This is a genomic window from Pseudomonas cucumis (assembly GCF_030687935.1).
In the GTDB taxonomy this organism is placed as follows: domain Bacteria; phylum Pseudomonadota; class Gammaproteobacteria; order Pseudomonadales; family Pseudomonadaceae; genus Aquipseudomonas; species Aquipseudomonas cucumis.
On the sequence record NZ_CP117454.1, the window covers coordinates 375541 to 395345 of the forward strand.

Here is a 19805-nt window from a genome sequence, read left to right on the forward strand (position 1 = left end):
AGACGCCTTCGCGGGCAAGTCGGATCGCCGCACCGCTCGCTCCTACAGGGATCACCAACACCGACAAACAATCCACAGAGGTTGAACAATGGCTGTTAATGACGATCGTGCAGGCAGTAAACCGTTGATCGAGAAACGTTCGATCGACTACATCCCGGAAGCGGAGAGACACGGTCGTCTGTTGAGCCAGTTCACCCTGTGGATGGGTGCCAACCTGCAAATCACCGCGATTGTCACCGGGGCCCTGGCCGTGGTGCTGGGCGGCGATGTGTTCTGGTCGTTGATCGGTTTGCTGATCGGGCAACTGCTCGGCGGTGGCGTGATGGCGCTGCATGCCGCACAAGGCCCCAAGCTTGGCCTGCCGCAGATGATCTCCAGCCGCGTGCAGTTCGGCGTTTATGGCGCGGCCATCCCGATCGTGCTGGTGTGCCTGATGTACCTCGGATTCACCGCAACGGGAACCGTGCTTTCCGGCCAGGCGCTGGGCCAGTTGTTTGGCGTCAGCGACAGCGTCGGCATCCTCATCTTCGCCAGTGTCATCGTGCTGGTCACGGTGCTCGGTTATCGGGTGATTCATTTCATCGGCCGTGTCGCCAGCGTCATTGGCGTGATTGCCTTCGTTTACCTGTTCAGTCGCCTGATGAGCCAGACTGACGTTGGCGCACTCCTGCAAATCCGTCACTTCAGCTGGACCAGCTTTCTGCTCGCGGTGTCGCTCGCGGCGTCCTGGCAGATCGCGTTCGGGCCTTACGTGGCTGACTATTCACGCTACCTGCCGAGCAAGATTTCTTCAGTGAAAACCTTTTTCGCCGCTGGCGCGGGTTCGGTCATTGGTGCGCAGGTGGCGATGGTCCTCGGTGTGTTTGCCGCCGCCTCGGCCAACGGTCAATTTGCCGGTCACGAAGTCGCTTACATCGTCGGTCTGGGCGGAACCGGTGCCACCGCGGCGCTGCTGTACTTCAGCATTGCGTTCGGCAAGGTGACCATCTCCACGCTGAACTCCTACGGTAGCTTCATGTGCATTGCGACCATCATCAGCGGTTTCCGTGGTGAGCTGAAGGTCACGCGCTTGCAACGTCTGGCCTTCGTGCTGGTCATCGTCGGTACGGCGACCCTCATCGCGTTGCTCGGTCAGCACTCGTTCCTCGGTGCGTTCAAGTCCTTCATCCTGTTTCTGCTGGCGTTCTTCACGCCATGGAGCGCGATCAACCTGGTGGACTACTACTGCATCACTCGCGAGCGCTATGACGTACCGGCGCTGGCCGATCCGAACGGTCGCTACGGCCGTTGGAACCCTCTCGGTATCAGCGTCTATGTCTTCGGTGTACTGGTGCAGTTGCCCTTCATCGCCACCAAGTTCTATACCGGTCCGCTGGTGGACGCTCTGGGTGGCGTGGATATTTCCTGGATCATTGGTCTGGTGCTTCCCGCAGGCCTGTATTACGTGTGCGCGAAAAAATGGCACAGCGCAGTACCCGGTCAACTGATCCTGCCGCTCGAGCAGGACAACGATGCAGCACCTATAACAAGCGGGGCCGGTCGCGCTGCGGCGCAGGCCTGATTGGACGTGGACAGGGCTGGATGCCTCTTGACTGCCGTAAGCCAACTCATGATTAGGAGCGTCAAACAATGAAATCGAACAAGACCCTGCTGACCACATTGCTTTCCATGGGCCTGCTGGCCAGCGCCGGCGCCACTCAGGCGGCTGGCTGGTGCGAATCGGGCAAACCGGTGAAGTTCGCCGGCCTGAACTGGGAAAGCGCCATGCTGCTGACCGACGTGCTGCAAGTCGTGTTGGAGAAAGGCTACGACTGCAAGACCGACAGCCTGCCGGGCAACTCCATCACCATGGAAAACGCCCTGAGCAGCAACGATATTCAAATCTTCGCCGAAGAGTGGGTCGGGCGTAGCGAAGTCTGGAACAAGGCCGAGAAGGCCGGCAAAGTTGTCGGTGTCGGCGCACCTGTCGTGGGTGCTGTCGAAGGCTGGTACGTGCCGCGTTACGTGATCGAAGGTGACGCCAAGCGCAAGCTGGAGCCCAAAGCCCCGGACCTGAAAGCGATCGCCGATCTGGGTAAATACGCTGCAGTGTTCAAGGACCAGGAAGAGCCATCCAAGGGGCGATTCTATAACTGCCCGGCCGGCTGGACCTGTGAGCTGGACAACAGCGAAATGCTCAAAAGCTACGGCCTGGAAAGCACCTACACCAACTTCCGTCCAGGCACCGGGCCGGCACTGGATGCGGCAGTGCTATCGAGCTACAAGCGTGGCGAGCCGATCCTGTTCTACTACTGGTCGCCAACCCCGCTGATGGGCCAGGTCGACCTGGTCAAGCTTGAAGAAAAGCCAGGCGTGAACAAGGAAGTGACCATCAAGGTCGGCCTGTCCAAGACCTTCCACGAGCAAGCCCCGGAACTGGTGGCCGTGCTGGAGAAGGTCAACCTGCCAATCGACCTGCTTAACCAGAACCTCGGGCGTATGGCCAAAGAGCGGATCGAATCGCCAAAACTGGCCAAGATCTTCTTGAAGGAACATCCTGAAGTCTGGCACGCGTGGGTGAGCGAAGACGCAGCCAAAAAGATCGACGCGGCCTTGTAGGTTGAGTCTCTCCGACTGTCGGCAACGGCAGTCGGATGCTTGATCGCAACCCCTTGATTGAGAGTCTTTTATGTTTCCCGAAAGCTTTACCTTTTCCATCGCCGACTGGGTCAACAGTTGGGTCGATTCGCTGGTCACCAACTACGGCGATGTGTTCCGCAGCATCTCCGACACCCTGCTGTGGGCCATCGTCAATCTCGAAGGGCTGCTGCGCGCGGCGCCCTGGTGGCTGATGCTGGCGATCGTGGCGGGCGTTGCCTGGCACGCGACCCGCAAAATCGTGACCACGTCGGTCATCGTCGGTTTGCTGTTCCTGGTGGGGGCGGTCGGCCTCTGGGACAAGCTGATGCAGACCCTCGCGCTGATGATGGTGGCGACGGTCATCTCGGTGCTGATCGGCATTCCGTTGGGCATTCTCTCGGCGCGCAGCAATCGCCTGCGTTCGGTACTGATGCCGCTGCTGGACATCATGCAGACCATGCCGAGCTTCGTGTACCTGATTCCGGTACTGATGCTGTTCGGCCTGGGCAAGGTCCCGGCGATTTTCGCCACGGTGATCTACGCCGCGCCGCCGCTGATCCGCCTCACCGATCTGGGTATTCGTCAGGTCGACGGTGAAGTGATGGAAGCGATCAACGCCTTCGGCGCCAATCGCTGGCAACAACTGTTTGGCGTGCAACTGCCGCTGGCCCTGCCGAGCATCATGGCCGGGATCAACCAGACCACCATGATGGCCCTGTCGATGGTGGTGATCGCCTCGATGATCGGTGCCCGTGGCTTGGGCGAAGACGTGTTGGTGGGGATTCAGACCCTCAACGTCGGACGTGGGCTTGAGGCCGGTCTGGCGATCGTGATTCTGGCAGTGGTCATCGACCGCATTACTCAGGCGTATGGTCGGCCACGGCATGAGGTGAGCAAATGAGCAACGAAGCCATCAGCAAGATCGAAGTCAAAAATGTCTTCAAGATTTTCGGCAACCGTGCCAAGGATGCGCTGGGCATGATTGGCCAGGGCAAGACCAAGGATCAGGTGCTGGCCGAAACTGGTTGCGTGGTTGGCGTGAATGACCTGTCGCTAAGCATCGGCACCGGCGAGATCTTCGTGATCATGGGCCTGTCGGGTTCCGGCAAGTCGACCCTGGTGCGTCACTTCAATCGCCTGATCGACCCCACCAGCGGCGCGATCCTGGTGGACGGCGTGGACATCCTGCAATACGACATGGAAGCCCTGCGCGAATTTCGCCGGCACAAGATCAGCATGGTGTTCCAGAGCTTCGGCCTGCTGCCGCACAAGACCGTGCTGGATAACGTCGCCTACGGCCTGAAAGTGCGTGGCGAGAGCAAGCAGATGTGCGCCGAACGCGCGCTGCACTGGATCAACACCGTGGGCCTCAAGGGCTACGAAAACAAATACCCGCATCAGCTTTCCGGCGGTATGCGCCAGCGTGTGGGCCTGGCTCGCGCCTTGGCGGCGGACACCGACATCATCCTGATGGACGAAGCGTTCAGCGCCCTCGACCCGCTGATCCGCGCCGAAATGCAGGACCAGTTGCTGGAACTGCAAAAGACCCTGCACAAGACCATCGTCTTCATCACCCACGACCTCGACGAGGCCGTGCGCATCGGCAACCGCATCGCGATCCTCAAGGATGGCCGCCTGATTCAGGTCGGCACGCCACGAGAGATCCTGCATTCGCCGGCGGATGAGTATGTTGACCGGTTCGTTCAACGTCGGGCGGCGGTGGTTTAACAGTCGATCGTTCCCACGCAGAGCGTGGGAACGATCAAGTTCAAGAGGTTAATGATGTCCCAGGCTGAAAAAATCGTTATCGCCGACGCCCCGTTGCGCTGGCAGGATGTGGTCGCCGTCGCCCGCCATGGCGCACAGCTTGAGCTGTCACCGCAGGTCTGGGAGCGGATCGAGAATGCCCAGGCAATCGTCCAGCGCATCGTCGCCAGCGGCGAGCGTGCCTATGGCGTCAACACCGGCCTCGGCGCGCTGTGCAACGTCTCGCTCAAAGGCGAACAACTCAGCCAACTGTCGCGCAACACTTTACTCAGTCATGCCTGTGGCGTCGGCGCTCCGCTGAGCGATGAGCAGACCCGCGCGATCATGTGTGCAGCGATCCGCAATTACAGCCACGGCAAATCCGGCATTCACCGCCAAGTGGTCGAAGCGCTGCTGGCGCTGCTCAACCGCGGCATCACCCCGCAAGTGCCGTCCCAGGGTTCGGTGGGCTACCTGACCCACATGGCCCACATCGGAATCACTCTGCTGGGTGTCGGCAATGTCAGCTATCGCGGGCAGATCGTTTCCGCGCAGCAAGCCTTGAGCGAGGAAGGTCTGCAACCGGTTCAGCTCGGCGCCAAGGATGGTTTGTGCCTGGTCAACGGCACGCCGTGCATGACCGGTCTCAGCTGTCTGGCAATTGCCGATGCGACACGCTTGGTGCAGTGGGCCGATGTGATCGGTGCCATGAGCTTCGAAGCCCAGCGCGGTCAGATCGCCGCGTTCGACGCCGAGATCATCGCACTCAAACCTCACCCGGGCATGCAGCAAGTCGGCATCAACCTTCGCGCCTTGCTCGATGGCAGCGAAGTGATTGCCAGCAGCAAAGGCATTCGCACTCAAGATGCATTGAGCATCCGCTCGATCCCGCAAGTCCACGGTGCCGCTCGCGATCAACTTGAGCACGCCAGAAAGCAGATCGAAACCGAACTCAACTCGGTCACCGACAACCCGATGTTGCTGGGCACGCCGGACAATTTCCGGGTGGTGTCCCAGGCTAACCCGCACGGTCAGTCAGTGGCATTGGCGGCGGACTTGCTGGCCATCGCCATGGCGGAAATCGGTTCCATCGCCGAGCGTCGCCTGGACCGCTTGATCAACCCGCACGTCAGCGGTTTGCCGGCATTCCTGGTGGCCAATCCCGGGGTGAATTCCGGGATGATGATCGTCCAGTACGTCGCCGCTTCCCTGTGTGCGGAAAACCGTCAGTTGGCGCAACCGGCGGTGCTCGACAACTACGTCACCTCGGGCTTGCAGGAAGACCACCTGAGCCTGGGCACCAACGCCGCGCTGAAGCTGCATCGCGCGTTGGAAAACTGCACGCAGATCCTCGCTATCGAATACCTGCTGGCGGCCCAGGCTTTCGAATTTTTAAAAGAACAACGCTTCGGCGCCGGCACCGACGCCGCATGGTGCCTGCTGCGCGAGCGGGTTCCGGCCTATGACCAGGACCGTTGGCTGGCGCCGGACATCGCCAGCGCCGCTGCTGTTTTGAAAGACCCGATTTTGCTGCACAAGGCTTTACCGAACCTGAACTGATTTCCACCACACCAGCGTGCCAAGGCGCAGCCCCCCCAAAAGGCGGGAAGCGACGGACAACGGACATCTCCGGAGCGTCTGGTGAGTTAATAAGAAACTCTCAAAAGGAGAATGAATGTGACTGCGCTTAACTTGATTCCCGGCCAACTGAGCCTTGCCCAACTGCGTGATGTCTATCAGCAACCGGTCAAAATCACCCTTGATGAAAGCGCTTCGGCGCAAATCGAAGCCAGCGTTGCCTGCGTGGAACAGATCCTCGCCGAGAACCGCACTGCTTACGGCATCAACACGGGTTTCGGCCTGCTGGCTTCGACCCGTATCGCCAGCGAAGACCTGGAAAACCTGCAGCGTTCGCTGGTGCTGTCCCACGCCGCCGGTGTCGGCGAGCCGATCAGCGACGCACTGGTTCGCTTGGTCATGGTGCTCAAGGTCAACAGCCTGAGCCGTGGCTTCTCCGGCATTCGTCGCGTAGTAATCGACGCGCTGATCGCCCTGATCAACGCCGAGGTTTACCCACACATTCCATTGAAAGGTTCGGTGGGTGCATCCGGTGACTTGGCGCCTTTGGCCCATATGTCCCTGGTGCTGCTGGGCGAAGGTAAGGCTCGCTACAAAGGCGAGTGGATGGAAGCAACCGAAGCGCTGAAAGTCGCCGGTCTGACCCCGTTGACCCTGGCTGCCAAAGAAGGTCTGGCGTTGCTCAACGGCACTCAGGTTTCTACCGCTTATGCATTGCGCGGTTTGTTTGAAGGCGAAGACCTGTTTGCTGGCGCCCTGGCCATTGGTGGTATGACGGTTGAAGCCGTGCTGGGCTCACGCTCGCCGTTCGATGCACGCATTCATGCCGCTCGCGGCCAGAAAGGCCAGATCGACGCCGCTGCCGCGTACCGCGATCTGCTGGGCGAGCGCAGCGAAGTGTCCGACTCGCACCAGAACTGCGAAAAGGTTCAGGACCCGTACTCCCTGCGCTGCCAGCCGCAAGTCATGGGCGCCTGCCTGACCCAGTTCCGTCAGGCCGCCGAGGTGCTTGCCGTCGAAGCCAACGCCGTATCGGATAACCCGTTGGTGTTCGCCGCTGAAGGCGACGTGATCTCTGGCGGTAACTTCCACGCCGAACCGGTGGCCATGGCCGCTGACAACATGGCTTTGGCCATCGCCGAAATCGGCTCCCTGAGCGAACGCCGCATCTCGCTGATGATGGATAAGCACATGTCGCAGCTGCCGCCGTTCCTGGTGGCCAATGGCGGTGTGAACTCCGGCTTCATGATCGCCCAGGTGACCGCGGCGGCATTGGCCAGCGAGAACAAGGCGCTGTCCCATCCGCATTCGGTGGACAGTCTGCCGACGTCGGCCAACCAGGAAGACCATGTGTCCATGGCGCCAGCGGCGGGCAAGCGTCTGTGGGAAATGGCGGAAAATACGCGTGGGGTTCTGGCAGTGGAATGGCTGGCGGCGGCTCAGGGCCTCGACCTGCGTGAAGGTCTGAAAACCTCGGCCAAACTCGAAAAGGTCCGGGCGATTTTGCGGGCTGAAGTGCCGTTTTATGAGAAGGACCGGTTCTTCGCGCCGGACATCAATGCGGCCAGTAAGTTGTTGGCCACGCGTTGCCTGAATGAGCTGGTTACGGCGAAGTTGCTGCCTAGCCTGTAATGGCTCCTTCTCTGATGATCGTTCCCACGCTCCGCGTGGGAATGCCTCTAGGGACGCTCTGCGTCCAGTGACGCGGAGCGTCACGGGCTGCATTCCCACGCGGAGCGTGGGAACGATCAGTCGCCAATAAAAATAATTAAGGACGAGAAATGCAACAGCCAGCAAAAGGTTTGAAACGCGGGCTCTCTGCCCGACATATTCGCTTCATGGCGCTGGGGTCGGCGATCGGCACCGGGCTGTTCTACGGTTCTGCCTCGGCCATTCAAATGGCCGGGCCTGCGGTATTGCTTGCTTACCTGATCGGTGGCGCGGCGGTGTTCATGGTCATGCGCGCCCTCGGCGAGATGGCAGTGCACAACCCGGTGGCCGGCTCTTTCGGCCAATACGCCAGCACCTATCTTGGGCCGATGGCGGGCTTCATCCTCGGTTGGACCTACGCGTTTGAAATGGTCATCGTCGGCATGGCCGACGTGACCGCCTTCGGCATTTACATGGGTTTCTGGTTTCCGGAAGTCTCCCGCTGGATCTGGGTGCTGGGCATCGTTTCGGTGGTCGGCGGCTTGAACCTGTGCAACGTCAAAGTCTTCGGCGAAATGGAGTTCTGGTTGTCGCTGCTCAAGGTCGCGGCCATCGTCGCGATGATCCTCGGCGGTTTCGGCATCATGCTGTTCGGCATTAGCAATGCGCCCGGTGCCCAGGCGACCGATATCAGCAACCTCTGGACCCAGGGCGGCTTCATGCCCAATGGCGTCGGTGGCCTGATCGCCTCGTTTGCGGTGGTGATGTTTGCCTTTGGCGGTATTGAAATCATCGGCGTTACCGCCGGTGAAGCCAAAGACCCGCAGCGTGTGCTGCCCCGGGCGATCAATGCCGTACCGTTGCGCATTTTGCTGTTCTACGTGCTGACGATGCTGGTGCTGATGTCGATCTTTCCGTGGCAGCAGATCGGCAGCCAAGGCAGCCCGTTCGTGCAGATTTTCGACAACCTGGGTATCAGTTCGGCGGCGACCATCCTCAATATCGTGGTGATCTCGGCGGCGGTGTCGGCCATCAACAGTGACATCTTCGGCGCGGGTCGCATGATGTATGGCCTGGCTCAGCAAGGGCATGCACCCAAAGGCTTTGCCCGCTTGTCGCGCAATGGCGTGCCGTGGCTGACAGTGGTGGTGATGAGCAGTGCGCTGCTGCTGGGCGTGTTGTTGAACTACCTGATTCCGGAAAACGTCTTTCTGCTGATCGCCTCCGTCGCGACCTTTGCCACGGTGTGGGTCTGGCTGATGATTCTGTTCACCCAAGTGGCCATGCGTCGTTCCATGAGTGCCGAGCAGGTCGCCCAACTGAAATTCCCGGTGCCGTTCTGGCCCTATGCGCCGATGGCGGCGATCGCCTTCATGCTGTTCATCTTCGGCGTGCTGGGCTATTTCCCGGATACCCAGGCGGCTCTGATCGTTGGTGTGGTCTGGATCGTGCTGCTGGTGCTGGCGTACCTGACGTGGGTGAAACCGGCGGCAGGAAAGACGGTACCGGTGGAGCAGGAACCTTTTTTTTCTCATCGATAACCTAACGGAGGCCAAGGATGAAAACTCTCTGGCAACACTGTCACGTCGCAACCATGGCGCAAGGCGTCTACTCGATCATCGAGGACGCGGCTATCGTGACGTCAGGTGCGCACATTGAGTGGCTGGGGCCGCGTAGCGAACTGCCGTCGGGCGAGTACCCGGCCGTCAATGACCTTAACGGGGCCTGGGTCACCCCGGGCCTGATCGACTGCCACACCCACACGGTGTTCGGCGGCAACCGCAGCGGCGAGTTCGAGCAACGCCTGCAAGGTGTCAGCTATGCGGAAATTGCCGCGGCCGGCGGCGGCATTGCCAGCACCGTGCGCGCCACCCGCGCTGCCAGCGAAGACGAGCTGTTCGTCAGCGCCGCCAAGCGTCTGAAGAGCTTGATGCGCGACGGCGTGACCACGGTCGAGATGAAGTCCGGTTACGGCCTGGACCTGGCCAGCGAACGCAAAATCCTGCGGGTGATCCGCCGTCTCGGCGCCGAGCTACCGGTCAGCGTGCGCAGCACTTGTCTGGCCGCCCACGCTCTGCCGCCGGAATACGCGGACCGTGCCGACGCTTACATCGATCACATTTGCAGTGAAATGCTCCCGGCCCTGGCGGCCGAAGGGTTGGTGGATGCGGTGGACGCTTTCTGCGAATACCTGGCGTTTTCGCCGGAACAGGTCGAACGGGTTTTCGTCGCGGCGCAGAACCTCGGCTTGCCGGTGAAACTGCATGCCGAGCAATTGTCGTCGCTGCACGGTTCGAGCCTGGCGGCGCGTTACCACGCACTGTCTGCCGATCATCTGGAATTCATGACCGAAGACGACGCCATTGCCATGGCCAAGTCGGGCACCGTCGCGGTATTGCTGCCCGGCGCGTTCTACTTCCTGCGGGAAACCCAATTGCCGCCGATGGAAGCCCTGCGCAAACACGGCGTAAAAATCGCCATCGCCAGCGACCTCAACCCGGGCACTTCGCCAGCGCTGTCGTTGCGCTTGATGCTGAACATGGCCTGCACCTGCTTTCGCATGACCCCGGAAGAGGCCCTGGCGGGTGCAACGATTCATGCCGCCACCGCGCTGGGCATGGGCGAGACTCACGGTTCGCTGGAAGCCGGCAAAGTCGCCGACTTCGTCGCCTGGCAGATTGATCGACCGGCCGACCTGTCGTACTGGCTGGGCGGCGATCTGGAAAAACGCGTCGTGCGTCACGGCGTCGAAACGAGCGTTTAGGAGAGCAGTTGTGGATAAGGTTCTGAACTTCAAACAAGGCCGTGTGCCGCTGCTGATCAGCATGCCCCACGCCGGCCTGCGCCTGACCCCTGCGGTGGAAGCGGGATTGATTCCCGACGCGAAAAGCCTGCCGGACACCGACTGGCACATCCCCCGGCTTTACGAATTCGCCGCCGAGCTGGGCGCCAGCACCCTGGCAGCTGAGTACTCGCGGTTTGTCATCGATCTGAACCGGCCGTCCGACGACAAGCCTTTGTATGTCGGCGCCACCACCGGTTTGTACCCGGCGACGCTGTTCGACGGTATTCCGTTGTTCCGCGAAGGGCTGGAGCCATCGGCCGCAGAGCGGGCAACTTATCTGGAGCACATCTGGACGCCGTACCACCGCACCTTGCAGGAGGAATTGGCGCGACTGAAGGCCGAATTTGGCTACGCGCTGCTATTCGATGCGCATTCGATCCGCTCGATCATCCCGCACCTGTTCGACGGCAAGCTGCCGGACTTCAACCTCGGCACCTTCAACGGCGCCAGTTGCGATCCACAGTTGGCCAGCCAACTGGAAGCCATCTGCGCACGGCATGGTGATTACAGCCATGTGCTGAACGGTCGCTTCAAGGGCGGGCACATCACCCGGCATTACGGCAATCCGGCCGAGAACATCCATGCCGTGCAACTGGAGTTGGGCCAGTGCACGTATATGGAAGAGTTCGAGCCGTTCCGTTATCGCCCGGATTTGGCAGCGCCGACGCAAGTGGTGCTCAGGGAATTGCTGCAAGGGCTGCTGGCGTGGGGGCAGCAACACCACGCAGCGTGATCGTTCCCACGCTCCGCGTGGGAATGCCTCCTCGGACGCTCCGCGTCCGCTTTTGGGACGCAGAGCGTCCCTTGCTGCATTCCCACGCAGAGCGTGGGAACGATCCTTGCGGCAAAGCTGTCGCCACCGTGCAAAACACGGTCGCCACAGGGCGCTTTTGCCGTCTCGGCGCTGCGTAATGTTCTGGGCACGGTGCATGAAGACACCGGGCCCATAATAATCTGCTGCCGAGCGAGCCTTCCCGATGAAACGACTGTTCAACCGCTGTCTGTTAATCCTCACCGGCACTGCTCTTCTGAGCACCAGCGCTTTCGCCAATGACCCCGCTTCCTGCAAGACCGTGCGCATGGGCGTGGTCAACTGGACCGACGTGATCGCCACCAGCGGCATGGCTGACGTATTGCTCAACGGCCTCGGCTACGAAAGCAAGCAAACCAGCGCCGTGCAGCAAATCATCTTCGCCGGCATACGCGACAAACGCCTGGATATCTTCCTCGGTTACTGGGAACCGGCGATGGACAAGAACATCGCGCCGTTCGTGGCCGCCAATCAGGTGAAAGTCATGGGCAAGCCGAGCCTGGCCGACGCCCAGGCGACGCTCGCCGTGCCTGACTACGTGGCTGCCGCCGGCCTGAAAACTTTCGCCGACATCGCCAGATTCAAGGATCAGCTCGGCGGCAAAATCTACGGCATCGAGCCGGGCAGCGGTGCCAACACCACGATCAAAACCATGATTGAGACCAATCACTTTGGCTTGAAGGACTTCAAACTGATCGAGTCCGGTGAGGCCGGGATGCTTGCTGCCGTGCAGCGGGCGGTCAATCGCAAGGAGTTCGTGGTGTTCGTCGGCTGGACCCCGCATCCGATGAACATCAACATGAACATCGCCTACCTGACCGGCAGCGAAGACGTCTACGGGCCGAACGAAGGCGCGGCGACCGTTTCCACCGTGACCGCGCCAGACTATGCCGAACGCTGCCCGAACGTGAACCGCCTGCTGGAAAACCTGACCTTTACCGCGGCTCAGGAAAGCCAGTTGATGGTGCCGATCATGGAGCGCAAGACGCCACAGGAGGTCGCCAGACAATGGCTGCGTGATCATCCCGAAGATCTACAGCGCTGGCTGGCGGGTGTGAGCAGTTTTGATGGCAAGGAGGGTGTGGCAACCGTTCAGGCCAGTTTGAAAAACTGACTGGTCGAGCGAGACCGCTCTGGTGAGGGGGACGCAGAGCGTGGCTTGCCCGCGAAGAACGATGACGCGTAATACCTGAAAAACCGCAGCGCATTCTTCGCGGGCTAGCCACGCTCCCACAGGATTTGCGTCGTTCAGACTTTTTGACTTCCTCTAATTGGTTGGCTGCATGGCTTTTTATCCACTCTCCGAACAGATGGCGGCTTTCGTCGAGAAAACCCTCAGCTTCAACAGCACCGATAGCAGCCTCACCGGTTTGCGTCAGGCCTACAGCGAGATGTGCCGGGCGTTCACCCCGCCACATCCGGCGGGGCTTGAGGTGGTCGACTTTCAATTGGCAGGCGTGGCCGTACGCTCCTGGCAACCGTCGGTCACGCCGCCGACCAACGGTTGGCCGTGCATTGTGTACCTGCACGGCGGCGGTTGGGTGGTGGGGGGGCTGGACTCCCACGCCTTCATCTGCGCCGAACTGGCGTCGGTGCTCGGCGTGTTGGTGATCGCCGTCGATTATCGGCTGGCACCGGAGCATCCGTTCCCGGCGGCGTTCGATGACTGCCTGAGTGTCTGGCGCGCGTTGCGCGCGGGACCGTTTCAGCTCGATCCGGCGCGGACCCTGGTGGCCGGCGACAGCGCTGGCGGCAATCTCGCCGCTGCGTTGTGCCTCGCTTTGCGCGATGCCGGCAAGCCAATGCCATGCGCGCAAGTTCTGATCTATCCGGGACTGGGCGGTGATCACCGATTGCCGTCGCGCAGCGAATGCGCCGATGCGCCATTGCTTGGCAGCAGCGATCTGGATTGTTATCACGCGTTGTATTTAGGCGGAACCCGACAACCGGGAGCCTATGCGATGCCCTTGCTCGCCGACGATTTCGGCGGTCTGCCACCGGCGTTGATCGCCGTGGCGCAGTTCGACCCGCTGCGCGATGACGGTGTGCTTTACGCCGAGCGACTCAACGCCGCAGGCGTGAGCGCAACGCTTTATTACGGGGAGGGGCTGGTTCACGGCTGTTTGCGGGCGCGGGGGCAGGTCGCCGAAGTCGACCGACTCTATGAAACCCTGCTCGGCTATCTGGCTGAGACGACGGGCTGACAAACTCTGCGCTGCAAGGGGCATGCTCATTGAAGTAATTCGGGTTTATGATGCCGGACGGCAGAATAATAGAAGTCCCCCCAGGGATGACCTCGACCCCTTACGGAGCGCGCAATGCAGACTTTGTACCCGCAGATCAAACCCCACGCCCGGCACGATCTGGCCGTCGATAAAACCCACACGCTGTATGTCGACGAAAGCGGTTCGCCGGAAGGTTTGCCGGTGGTGTTCATCCATGGCGGCCCTGGTGCCGGGTGTGATGCCCAGAGCCGTCGGTATTTCGATCCGAACCTGTATCGCATTGTCACCTTCGACCAGCGGGGTTGCGGTCGCTCCACGCCCCACGCCAGCCTGGAAAACAACACCACCTGGGATCTGGTCGCCGACCTCGAGCGGATTCGCAAGCACCTGGGCATCGACAAATGGGTGCTGTTCGGCGGCTCTTGGGGTTCAACCCTGGCCCTGGCCTACGCGCAAACCCACCCGGAGCGCGTGCACGGTTTGATTCTGCGCGGGATTTTTCTCTGCCGTCCCCAGGAAATCGAGTGGTTCTACCAGTGTGGCGCCAGTCGTCTGTTTCCCGATTACTGGCAGGACTACATCGCCCCGATCCCGCAGGACGAACGCCACGACTTGCTCTCGGCGTTCCACAAACGCCTGGTCGGCAACGATCAGATCGCCCAGATGCACGCGGCCAAGGCCTGGTCCATGTGGGAAGGCCGCACCGCCACCCTGCGGCCGAATCCGCTGGTGGTCGACCGCTTCTCCGAGCCCCAGCGTGCGTTGTCCATCGCCCGTATAGAGTGTCACTACTTCACCAACAACGCTTTCCTCGAGCCGAACCAACTGATTCGTGACATGGCCAAGATCGCCCACCTGCCCGGCGTTATCGTTCATGGTCGTTACGACGTGATCTGCCCGTTGGACAACGCCTGGGAATTGCATCAAGCCTGGCCGAACAGCGAATTGCAGGTGATTCGTGACGCGGGCCATGCGGCGTCCGAAACGGGTATTACCGATGCCTTGGTACGCGCCGCTGATCTGATGGCCCGTCGTATGCTCAACTTGTCGCCAGACGAAGCATGAAGGGCCTGCTGCAACGCGTGCGTGGCGCGCGAGTCGAGGTCGCGGGAGAGGTGGTTGGCGCGATAGATCAGGGGTTGATGGTGCTGGTGGCGGTCGAGCCCGACGATACTCGGGCCAGCGCCGACAAACTTGTGCATAAACTGCTTAACTATCGAGTATTCAGTGACGCCGAGGGCAAGATGAATCTGTCCCTGGCGGACGTAGGCGGCGGGTTGCTGCTGGTCTCGCAGTTCACCCTGGCCGCCGACACCAAAAACGGGTTGCGCCCAAGTTTTTCGACTGCGGCTCCTCCTGCTTTGGGCGAGGAGCTTTTCGACTATCTATTGGGCAAAGCGAAACAGGTGCATGGCACTGTGGCATCAGGTAGATTCGGCGCGGATATGCAGGTGCACCTGGTCAATGATGGCCCGGTAACCTTCCTGTTACAGACCTGAAAGCGCTTGAAAGATCCTTTTCAGGGCATTTCGGCTGAAAACAGGGGCTTTTCCCGATAAATACTTGCTTCCCCCTGATGCGTTGTAACGCGGCCTGCTAGATAATCGCGCGCTACGGGGATCAGCGTTCGTTGGTCCGTTTTGACTTAGGTAGAGACTTGTCCGAGACCTGTTGGGGAATCATTTTGCCCCATAGGAGTCGGAACAATGCTCGCCAACTTGGCAAGAGTCGTTCGCAGGGTCGGTTTTTTTCCACCGCACACCGTGCTGGCACTTTAACTGGCCGTTGGTTTTTTGATCTGTTTTCGGCGAGGGTTGCTCGTGATTGTTAGTCCCTGTAATGCACCAAAATTGTCTGCCAAACGGTTTCGAAGCGCTCTGGTAGCGGGCTCTGCACTGCTCTGCCTGTTCAGCGCCGGCCAACTTTGGGCATTCAATCTGGATGACGTATCGGTCAAGGCAAAAGAGCTGGCCGGGCAAAAATACGAAGCCCCGCGCAGTAACCTGCCGAATGAGTTTCGCGAGATGAAATTCGCGGACTATCAGAAAATCCGGTTCCTCACGGAAAAAGCCGAATGGGCGAACCAGAAAACCCCATTCAAGCTGTCGTTCTATCACCAGGGTATGCACTTCGATACGCCGGTGAAAATCAACGAAATCACGGCTAACACCGTCGAAGAGATCAAATACGACCCAAGTCGTTTCGATTTCGGCGACGTGAAGTTCGATCCTAAAGCCACCGAACAGCTGGGTTATGCCGGTTTCCGTGTGCTGTACCCGATCAACAAGGCCGACAAGCAAGACGAAATCATGACCATGCTCGGCGCGAGTTATTTCCGCGTCATCGGCAAGGGGCAGACCTACGGGCTCTCCGCTCGCGGCATGGCCATTGATACCGCATTGCCATCCGGCGAAGAGTTTCCGCGCTTCACCGAGTTCTGGATTCAACAGCCGAAGCCGGGCGACAAGCATCTGGTGATCTTCGCCCTGCTGGATTCGCCGCGCGCCACCGGTGCCTATCGCCTGACCGTGCGTCCGGGCAGCGACACGGTCGTCGACGTCAAGGCCAAGATGTTCCTGCGTGACAAAGTCACCAAGCTTGGCGTTGCGCCGCTGACCAGCATGTTCCTGTTCGGCGCCAACCAGCCGTCGAAAGTGCTGAACTACCGTCGCGAACTGCACGATTCCAGCGGCCTGTCGATCCATGCCGGCAACGGCGAATGGATCTGGCGCCCACTGAACAATCCGAAGCACCTGTCCGTGAGTAACTTCTCGATCGAGAACCCGCGCGGTTTCGGCTTGCTGCAACGTGGCCGTGACTTCAGTCACTACGAAGACCTCGATGACCGCTACGACAAGCGCCCAAGTGCCTGGATCGAACCCAAAGGCGATTGGGGCAAAGGCTCCGTCGATCTGGTAGAGATTCCTACCGCCGACGAAACCAACGACAATATCGTCGCTTTCTGGAGCCCGGAAAAACTGCCTGAACCTGGCCAGTCCCTGGACGTTGCCTACCGCATGCACTGGACCATCGACGAAGCCTCCCTGCATTCGCCGGACAGCGCCTGGGTTCAACAGACCCTGCGTTCCACGGGTGACGTCAAGCAGTCGAACCTGATTCGTCAGCCGGACGGCAGCGTGGCCTATCTGGTGGATTTCGAAGGCCCGTCCCTCCAAGTCCTGCCGGAAGATGCTGAAGTGCGCAGTCAGGTGAGTGTTGGCGACAACGCAGAACTGGTCGAGAACAGCGTCCGTTACAACCCTGAAACCAAGGGCTGGCGCCTGACCCTGCGGATGAAGATCAAGGATCCGAGCAAGGCCACCGAAATGCGGGCTGCGCTGGTCAAGAACATCTCGCCTGCCGAGGCGCTCAAGACCGCGGCGCCAACGTCCAGTTCTTCCGTTGCCAAGGCCGACAAGATCGCCGCCCGCCAGCAGGAGAAGAAGGACAAGCAGGCTGAAGCACACGCCCAAGCCCAGCAAGTCAAGGATACCAAGGACAAGGACAACAATGACGCCAAGCAGCCTGTCGCTGCCGAAGCGGCCCCAGCCACAACGGAATCGGCACCGACTGAACAAGTCCTGACCGAGACCTGGAGCTATCAGTTGCCCGCCGATGAGTAATTCACAAGTACAGCCACAAACGCTTGCCGAGTATCTGGCGCATTTGCCGATGAGCGACGAGCAGCGCGCGGAACTCGCGGGCTGCAAGTCTTTCAGTGAACTGCACGAACGTCTGTCGTCCTCGACGTTCGACGCGCCGGCCGAGGCTGCTCAAGCCTCGGTCGGCCGGCGCCTGACCCTGAACTCCGCCGAAGAACTGGCGGATGCGGAAATGCTGGTGCTCGATGCCAGTGGTCGGGTTTGCCTGAAGGCAACCCCGCCGATCCGTCGGACCAAAGTCGTGCCTGAGCCGTGGCGCACCAACATTCTGGTGCGTGGCTGGCGTCGGCTGACCGGTCGCACCAATCCGCCGGCTCCGCCAAAGGATGAGAACGTGCTGCCGGCGGCTCGCTGGCGCACCGTCGGTTCGATCCGACGCTACATTCTGCTGGTGCTGATGCTCGGTCAGACGATCGTCGCCGGCTGGTACATGAAAGGCATCATGCCGTACCAGGGCTGGTCGTTCGTCGATCTTGAAGAGGTCCTGCATCAACCGCTGACCCAAACCGCCACGCAAGTGCTGCCATATGCCTTGCAAACCAGCATTCTGATTATGTTCGGGATTCTGTTCTGCTGGGTCTCGGCCGGTTTCTGGACCGCGCTGATGGGCTTCCTCGAGTTGATCACCGGCCGTGACAAGTACCGCATTTCCGGCGCCAGCGCCGGCAACGAGCCGATCGCCAAGGACGCACGCACCGCACTGGTGATGCCGATCTGTAACGAAGACGTGCCGCGGGTGTTCGCCGGTTTGCGGGCGACCTTCGAATCGGTTGCGGCCTCGGGTAACCTGGATCGCTTCGACTTTTTCGTACTCAGCGACAGTAACGACGCCGACATCTGCGTTGCCGAGCAGCAGGCCTGGCTGGACGTCTGCCGTGAAGGCAAAGGTTTCGGCAAGATCTTCTATCGTCGCCGTCGCCGCCGCGTAAAACGTAAAAGCGGCAACCTCGACGACTTCTGCCGTCGTTGGGGCGGTGATTACAAGTACATGGTCGTGCTCGACGCCGACAGCGTGATGAGCGGCGAATGCCTGAGCAGTCTGGTGCGCCTGATGGAAGCCACGCCGGACGCCGGGATCATCCAGACCGCGCCGCGTGCGTCGGGCATGGACACCCTTTATGCGCGTATGCAGCAGTTCGCCACGCGTGTGTACGGTCCGCTGTTCACTGCCGGTCTGCACTTCTGGCAGTTGGGTGAATCCCACTACTGGGGTCACAACGCGATTATCCGCATGAAGCCGTTCATCGAGCACTGCGCCTTGGCGCCGTTGCCCGGTAAAGGCGCGTTTGCCGGTGCGATTCTGTCCCACGACTTCGTCGAAGCTGCGCTGATGCGCCGTGCCGGCTGGGGCGTATGGATTGCCTACGACTTGCCGGGCAGCTACGAAGAACTGCCACCGAACCTGCTGGACGAACTCAAGCGTGACCGTCGCTGGTGCCACGGCAACCTGATGAACTTCCGGCTGTTCCTCGTCAAGGGCATGCACCCGGTGCACCGTGCGGTGTTCCTGACCGGCGTGATGTCTTACCTGTCGGCGCCGTTGTGGTTCTTGTTCCTGGTGTTGTCGACGGCCTTGCTGGCGGTCAATACGTTGATGGAGCCGCAATACTTCCTGGAACCGCGTCAGCTCTATCCACTGTGGCCACAATGGCAGCCGGACAAGGCAATTGCGTTGTTCTCGACGACCATCGTGCTGCTGTTCCTGCCGAAATTGCTGAGCATCATTCTGATCTGGGCCAAGGGTGCGAAAGAGTTCGGTGGCAAGTTCAAGGTGACGCTGTCGATGCTGCTGGAGATGTTGTTCTCCATGCTGTTGGCGCCGGTGCGGATGATTTTCCACACCCGTTTCGTACTCGCCGCATTCCTCGGCTGGGCCGCGACCTGGAACTCGCCGCAACGTGACGACGACTCCACGCCATGGAGCGAAGCGGTCAAACGCCATGGTCCGCAAACCTTGCTGGGCTTCTTCTGGGCGCTGTTGGTGATCTGGCTGAACCCGAGCTTCCTGTGGTGGCTGGTGCCGATTGTCGGTTCGCTGATGCTGTCGATCCCGGTATCGGTGATCTCCAGCCGTGTCGGCCTGGGCCTCAAGTCCCGTGACGAAAGCCTGTTCCTGATTCCTGAGGAATATGCCCCGCCACAGGAATTGCTGTCGACCGATCAGTACACCCACGAAAACCGTTGGCATGCACTGAACGACGGCTTCGTCCGGTCGGTGGTCGATCCTCAGCAGAACGCTTTGGCATGCGCGCTGGCAACGTCTCGTCACCGTCAGGCCGAGCCGATCGAATGGCTGCGTATCGAGCGGGTTCGCCACGCGATGAAGGTCGGGCCTGCCGGGCTGACCAACGACGAGCGCGTGGCCCTGCTGAGTGATCCGGTGGCACTGGGTCGCTTGCATGAGCAGGTCTGGAACGAAGGCCACGCCGAGTGGCTACAAGCCTGGCGCACATCGGTGGATGCCGATCCCCATGCGCCGCTGTTGCCGCTCAAGCCTGTGAGCGTGCAGCCTCAGTTGGCCTGATGAAAAAACCCCGCGAAAGCGGGGTTTTTTTTGTGCTGATGATCTGACTGAACACAACTTTTGTGTTGGGCGCGGACCCTGTGGGAGCGGGCTTGCCCGCGATGGCATCACCCCGGTTTCAAGCGAACCGGGATACCCGCATCAG

The 19805-nt window shown here is 60.5% G+C and carries 15 protein-coding genes; all 15 read left to right on the forward strand.

Annotated elements, in window-relative coordinates:
• Nucleotides 1-88: 88 nt before the first annotated feature.
• The 15 genes from PSH97_RS01685 to mdoH all read left to right on the forward strand — a co-directional run bounded on the left by PSH97_RS01685 (nt 89) and on the right by mdoH (nt 19660).
• Nucleotides 89-1561 carry a purine-cytosine permease family protein gene (locus tag PSH97_RS01685; RefSeq protein ID WP_305447846.1) on the forward strand — a complete coding sequence of 491 codons (1473 nt, stop codon included), beginning with the start codon at nt 89-91 and terminating at the stop codon, nt 1559-1561.
• Nucleotides 1562-1629: 68 nt separating this feature from the next.
• Entirely contained in the window at nt 1630-2598 is a 969-nt protein-coding gene (locus tag PSH97_RS01690) for an ABC transporter substrate-binding protein (protein ID WP_123361141.1), read from the forward strand.
• 70 nt (nt 2599-2668) lie between these two features.
• Nucleotides 2669-3520 (forward strand): ABC transporter permease, encoded by an 852-nt coding sequence (locus tag PSH97_RS01695; protein ID WP_123499998.1) that lies wholly within the window; start codon nt 2669-2671, stop codon nt 3518-3520.
• Nucleotides 3517-4347 (forward strand): quaternary amine ABC transporter ATP-binding protein, encoded by an 831-nt coding sequence (locus tag PSH97_RS01700; protein ID WP_305447847.1) that lies wholly within the window; start codon nt 3517-3519, stop codon nt 4345-4347. The genes PSH97_RS01695 and PSH97_RS01700 overlap by 4 nt, the downstream gene beginning before the upstream one ends.
• Nucleotides 4348-4401: 54 nt before the next feature.
• A complete protein-coding gene (gene hutH, locus PSH97_RS01705) occupies nt 4402-5925 on the forward strand; it encodes a histidine ammonia-lyase (RefSeq protein WP_305449736.1) in 1524 nt (507 codons plus the stop codon).
• 111 nt (nt 5926-6036) lie between these two features.
• Nucleotides 6037-7575: a histidine ammonia-lyase gene (gene hutH / locus PSH97_RS01710; protein ID WP_305447848.1), complete on the forward strand. Its 1539-nt coding sequence runs from the start codon at nt 6037-6039 to the stop codon at nt 7573-7575.
• Between the two features lie 149 nt (nt 7576-7724).
• Nucleotides 7725-9134 carry an amino acid permease gene (locus tag PSH97_RS01715; protein ID WP_305447849.1) on the forward strand — a complete coding sequence of 470 codons (1410 nt, stop codon included), beginning with the start codon at nt 7725-7727 and terminating at the stop codon, nt 9132-9134.
• 17 nt (nt 9135-9151) lie between these two features.
• Nucleotides 9152-10357, forward strand: coding sequence for an imidazolonepropionase (gene hutI / locus PSH97_RS01720; protein WP_305447850.1), 1206 nt, complete (start codon nt 9152-9154; stop codon nt 10355-10357).
• A gap of 10 nt (nt 10358-10367) precedes the next feature.
• A complete protein-coding gene (gene hutG, locus PSH97_RS01725; protein ID WP_305447851.1) occupies nt 10368-11171 on the forward strand; it encodes an N-formylglutamate deformylase in 804 nt (267 codons plus the stop codon).
• Between the two features lie 244 nt (nt 11172-11415).
• Nucleotides 11416-12363, forward strand: coding sequence for a choline ABC transporter substrate-binding protein (locus tag PSH97_RS01730; RefSeq protein WP_305447852.1), 948 nt, complete (start codon nt 11416-11418; stop codon nt 12361-12363).
• 169 nt (nt 12364-12532) lie between these two features.
• Nucleotides 12533-13453 (forward strand): alpha/beta hydrolase, encoded by a 921-nt coding sequence (locus PSH97_RS01735; protein WP_305447853.1) that lies wholly within the window; start codon nt 12533-12535, stop codon nt 13451-13453.
• A gap of 114 nt (nt 13454-13567) precedes the next feature.
• A complete protein-coding gene (gene pip, locus PSH97_RS01740) occupies nt 13568-14539 on the forward strand; it encodes a prolyl aminopeptidase (RefSeq protein ID WP_305447854.1) in 972 nt (323 codons plus the stop codon).
• A complete protein-coding gene (dtd, locus tag PSH97_RS01745; protein ID WP_305447855.1) occupies nt 14536-14973 on the forward strand; it encodes a D-aminoacyl-tRNA deacylase in 438 nt (145 codons plus the stop codon). Before pip ends, dtd begins: the two co-directional genes overlap by 4 nt.
• A 321-nt stretch (nt 14974-15294) precedes the next feature.
• The gene (locus PSH97_RS01750; RefSeq protein ID WP_305447856.1) at nt 15295-17097 is read left to right on the forward strand and encodes a glucan biosynthesis protein G; all 1803 of its coding nucleotides are present in this window, start codon (nt 15295-15297) and stop codon (nt 17095-17097) included.
• The gene (gene mdoH, locus PSH97_RS01755) at nt 17090-19660 is read left to right on the forward strand and encodes a glucans biosynthesis glucosyltransferase MdoH (protein ID WP_305447857.1); all 2571 of its coding nucleotides are present in this window, start codon (nt 17090-17092) and stop codon (nt 19658-19660) included. The genes PSH97_RS01750 and mdoH overlap by 8 nt, the downstream gene beginning before the upstream one ends.
• Nucleotides 19661-19805 lie beyond the last annotated feature (145 nt).

Excerpts from the sequence above, each read along its gene's own strand:
- PSH97_RS01685 (WP_305447846.1), top strand. The coding sequence starts at position 89 with ATGGCTGTTAATGACGATCGTGCAGGCAGTAAACCGTTGATCGAGAAA.
- PSH97_RS01690 (WP_123361141.1), top strand. The coding sequence starts at position 1,630 with ATGAAATCGAACAAGACCCTGCTGACCACATTGCTTTCCATGGGCCTG.
- PSH97_RS01695 (WP_123499998.1), top strand. The coding sequence starts at position 2,669 with ATGTTTCCCGAAAGCTTTACCTTTTCCATCGCCGACTGGGTCAACAGT.
- PSH97_RS01700 (WP_305447847.1), top strand. The coding sequence starts at position 3,517 with ATGAGCAACGAAGCCATCAGCAAGATCGAAGTCAAAAATGTCTTCAAG.
- hutH (WP_305449736.1), top strand. The coding sequence starts at position 4,402 with ATGTCCCAGGCTGAAAAAATCGTTATCGCCGACGCCCCGTTGCGCTGG.
- hutH (WP_305447848.1), top strand. The coding sequence starts at position 6,037 with ATGAATGTGACTGCGCTTAACTTGATTCCCGGCCAACTGAGCCTTGCC.
- PSH97_RS01715 (WP_305447849.1), top strand. The coding sequence starts at position 7,725 with ATGCAACAGCCAGCAAAAGGTTTGAAACGCGGGCTCTCTGCCCGACAT.
- hutI (WP_305447850.1), top strand. The coding sequence starts at position 9,152 with ATGAAAACTCTCTGGCAACACTGTCACGTCGCAACCATGGCGCAAGGC.
- PSH97_RS01730 (WP_305447852.1), top strand. The coding sequence starts at position 11,416 with ATGAAACGACTGTTCAACCGCTGTCTGTTAATCCTCACCGGCACTGCT.
- PSH97_RS01735 (WP_305447853.1), top strand. The coding sequence starts at position 12,533 with ATGGCTTTTTATCCACTCTCCGAACAGATGGCGGCTTTCGTCGAGAAA.
- pip (WP_305447854.1), top strand. The coding sequence starts at position 13,568 with ATGCAGACTTTGTACCCGCAGATCAAACCCCACGCCCGGCACGATCTG.
- dtd (WP_305447855.1), top strand. The coding sequence starts at position 14,536 with ATGAAGGGCCTGCTGCAACGCGTGCGTGGCGCGCGAGTCGAGGTCGCG.
- mdoH (WP_305447857.1), top strand. The coding sequence starts at position 17,090 with ATGAGTAATTCACAAGTACAGCCACAAACGCTTGCCGAGTATCTGGCG.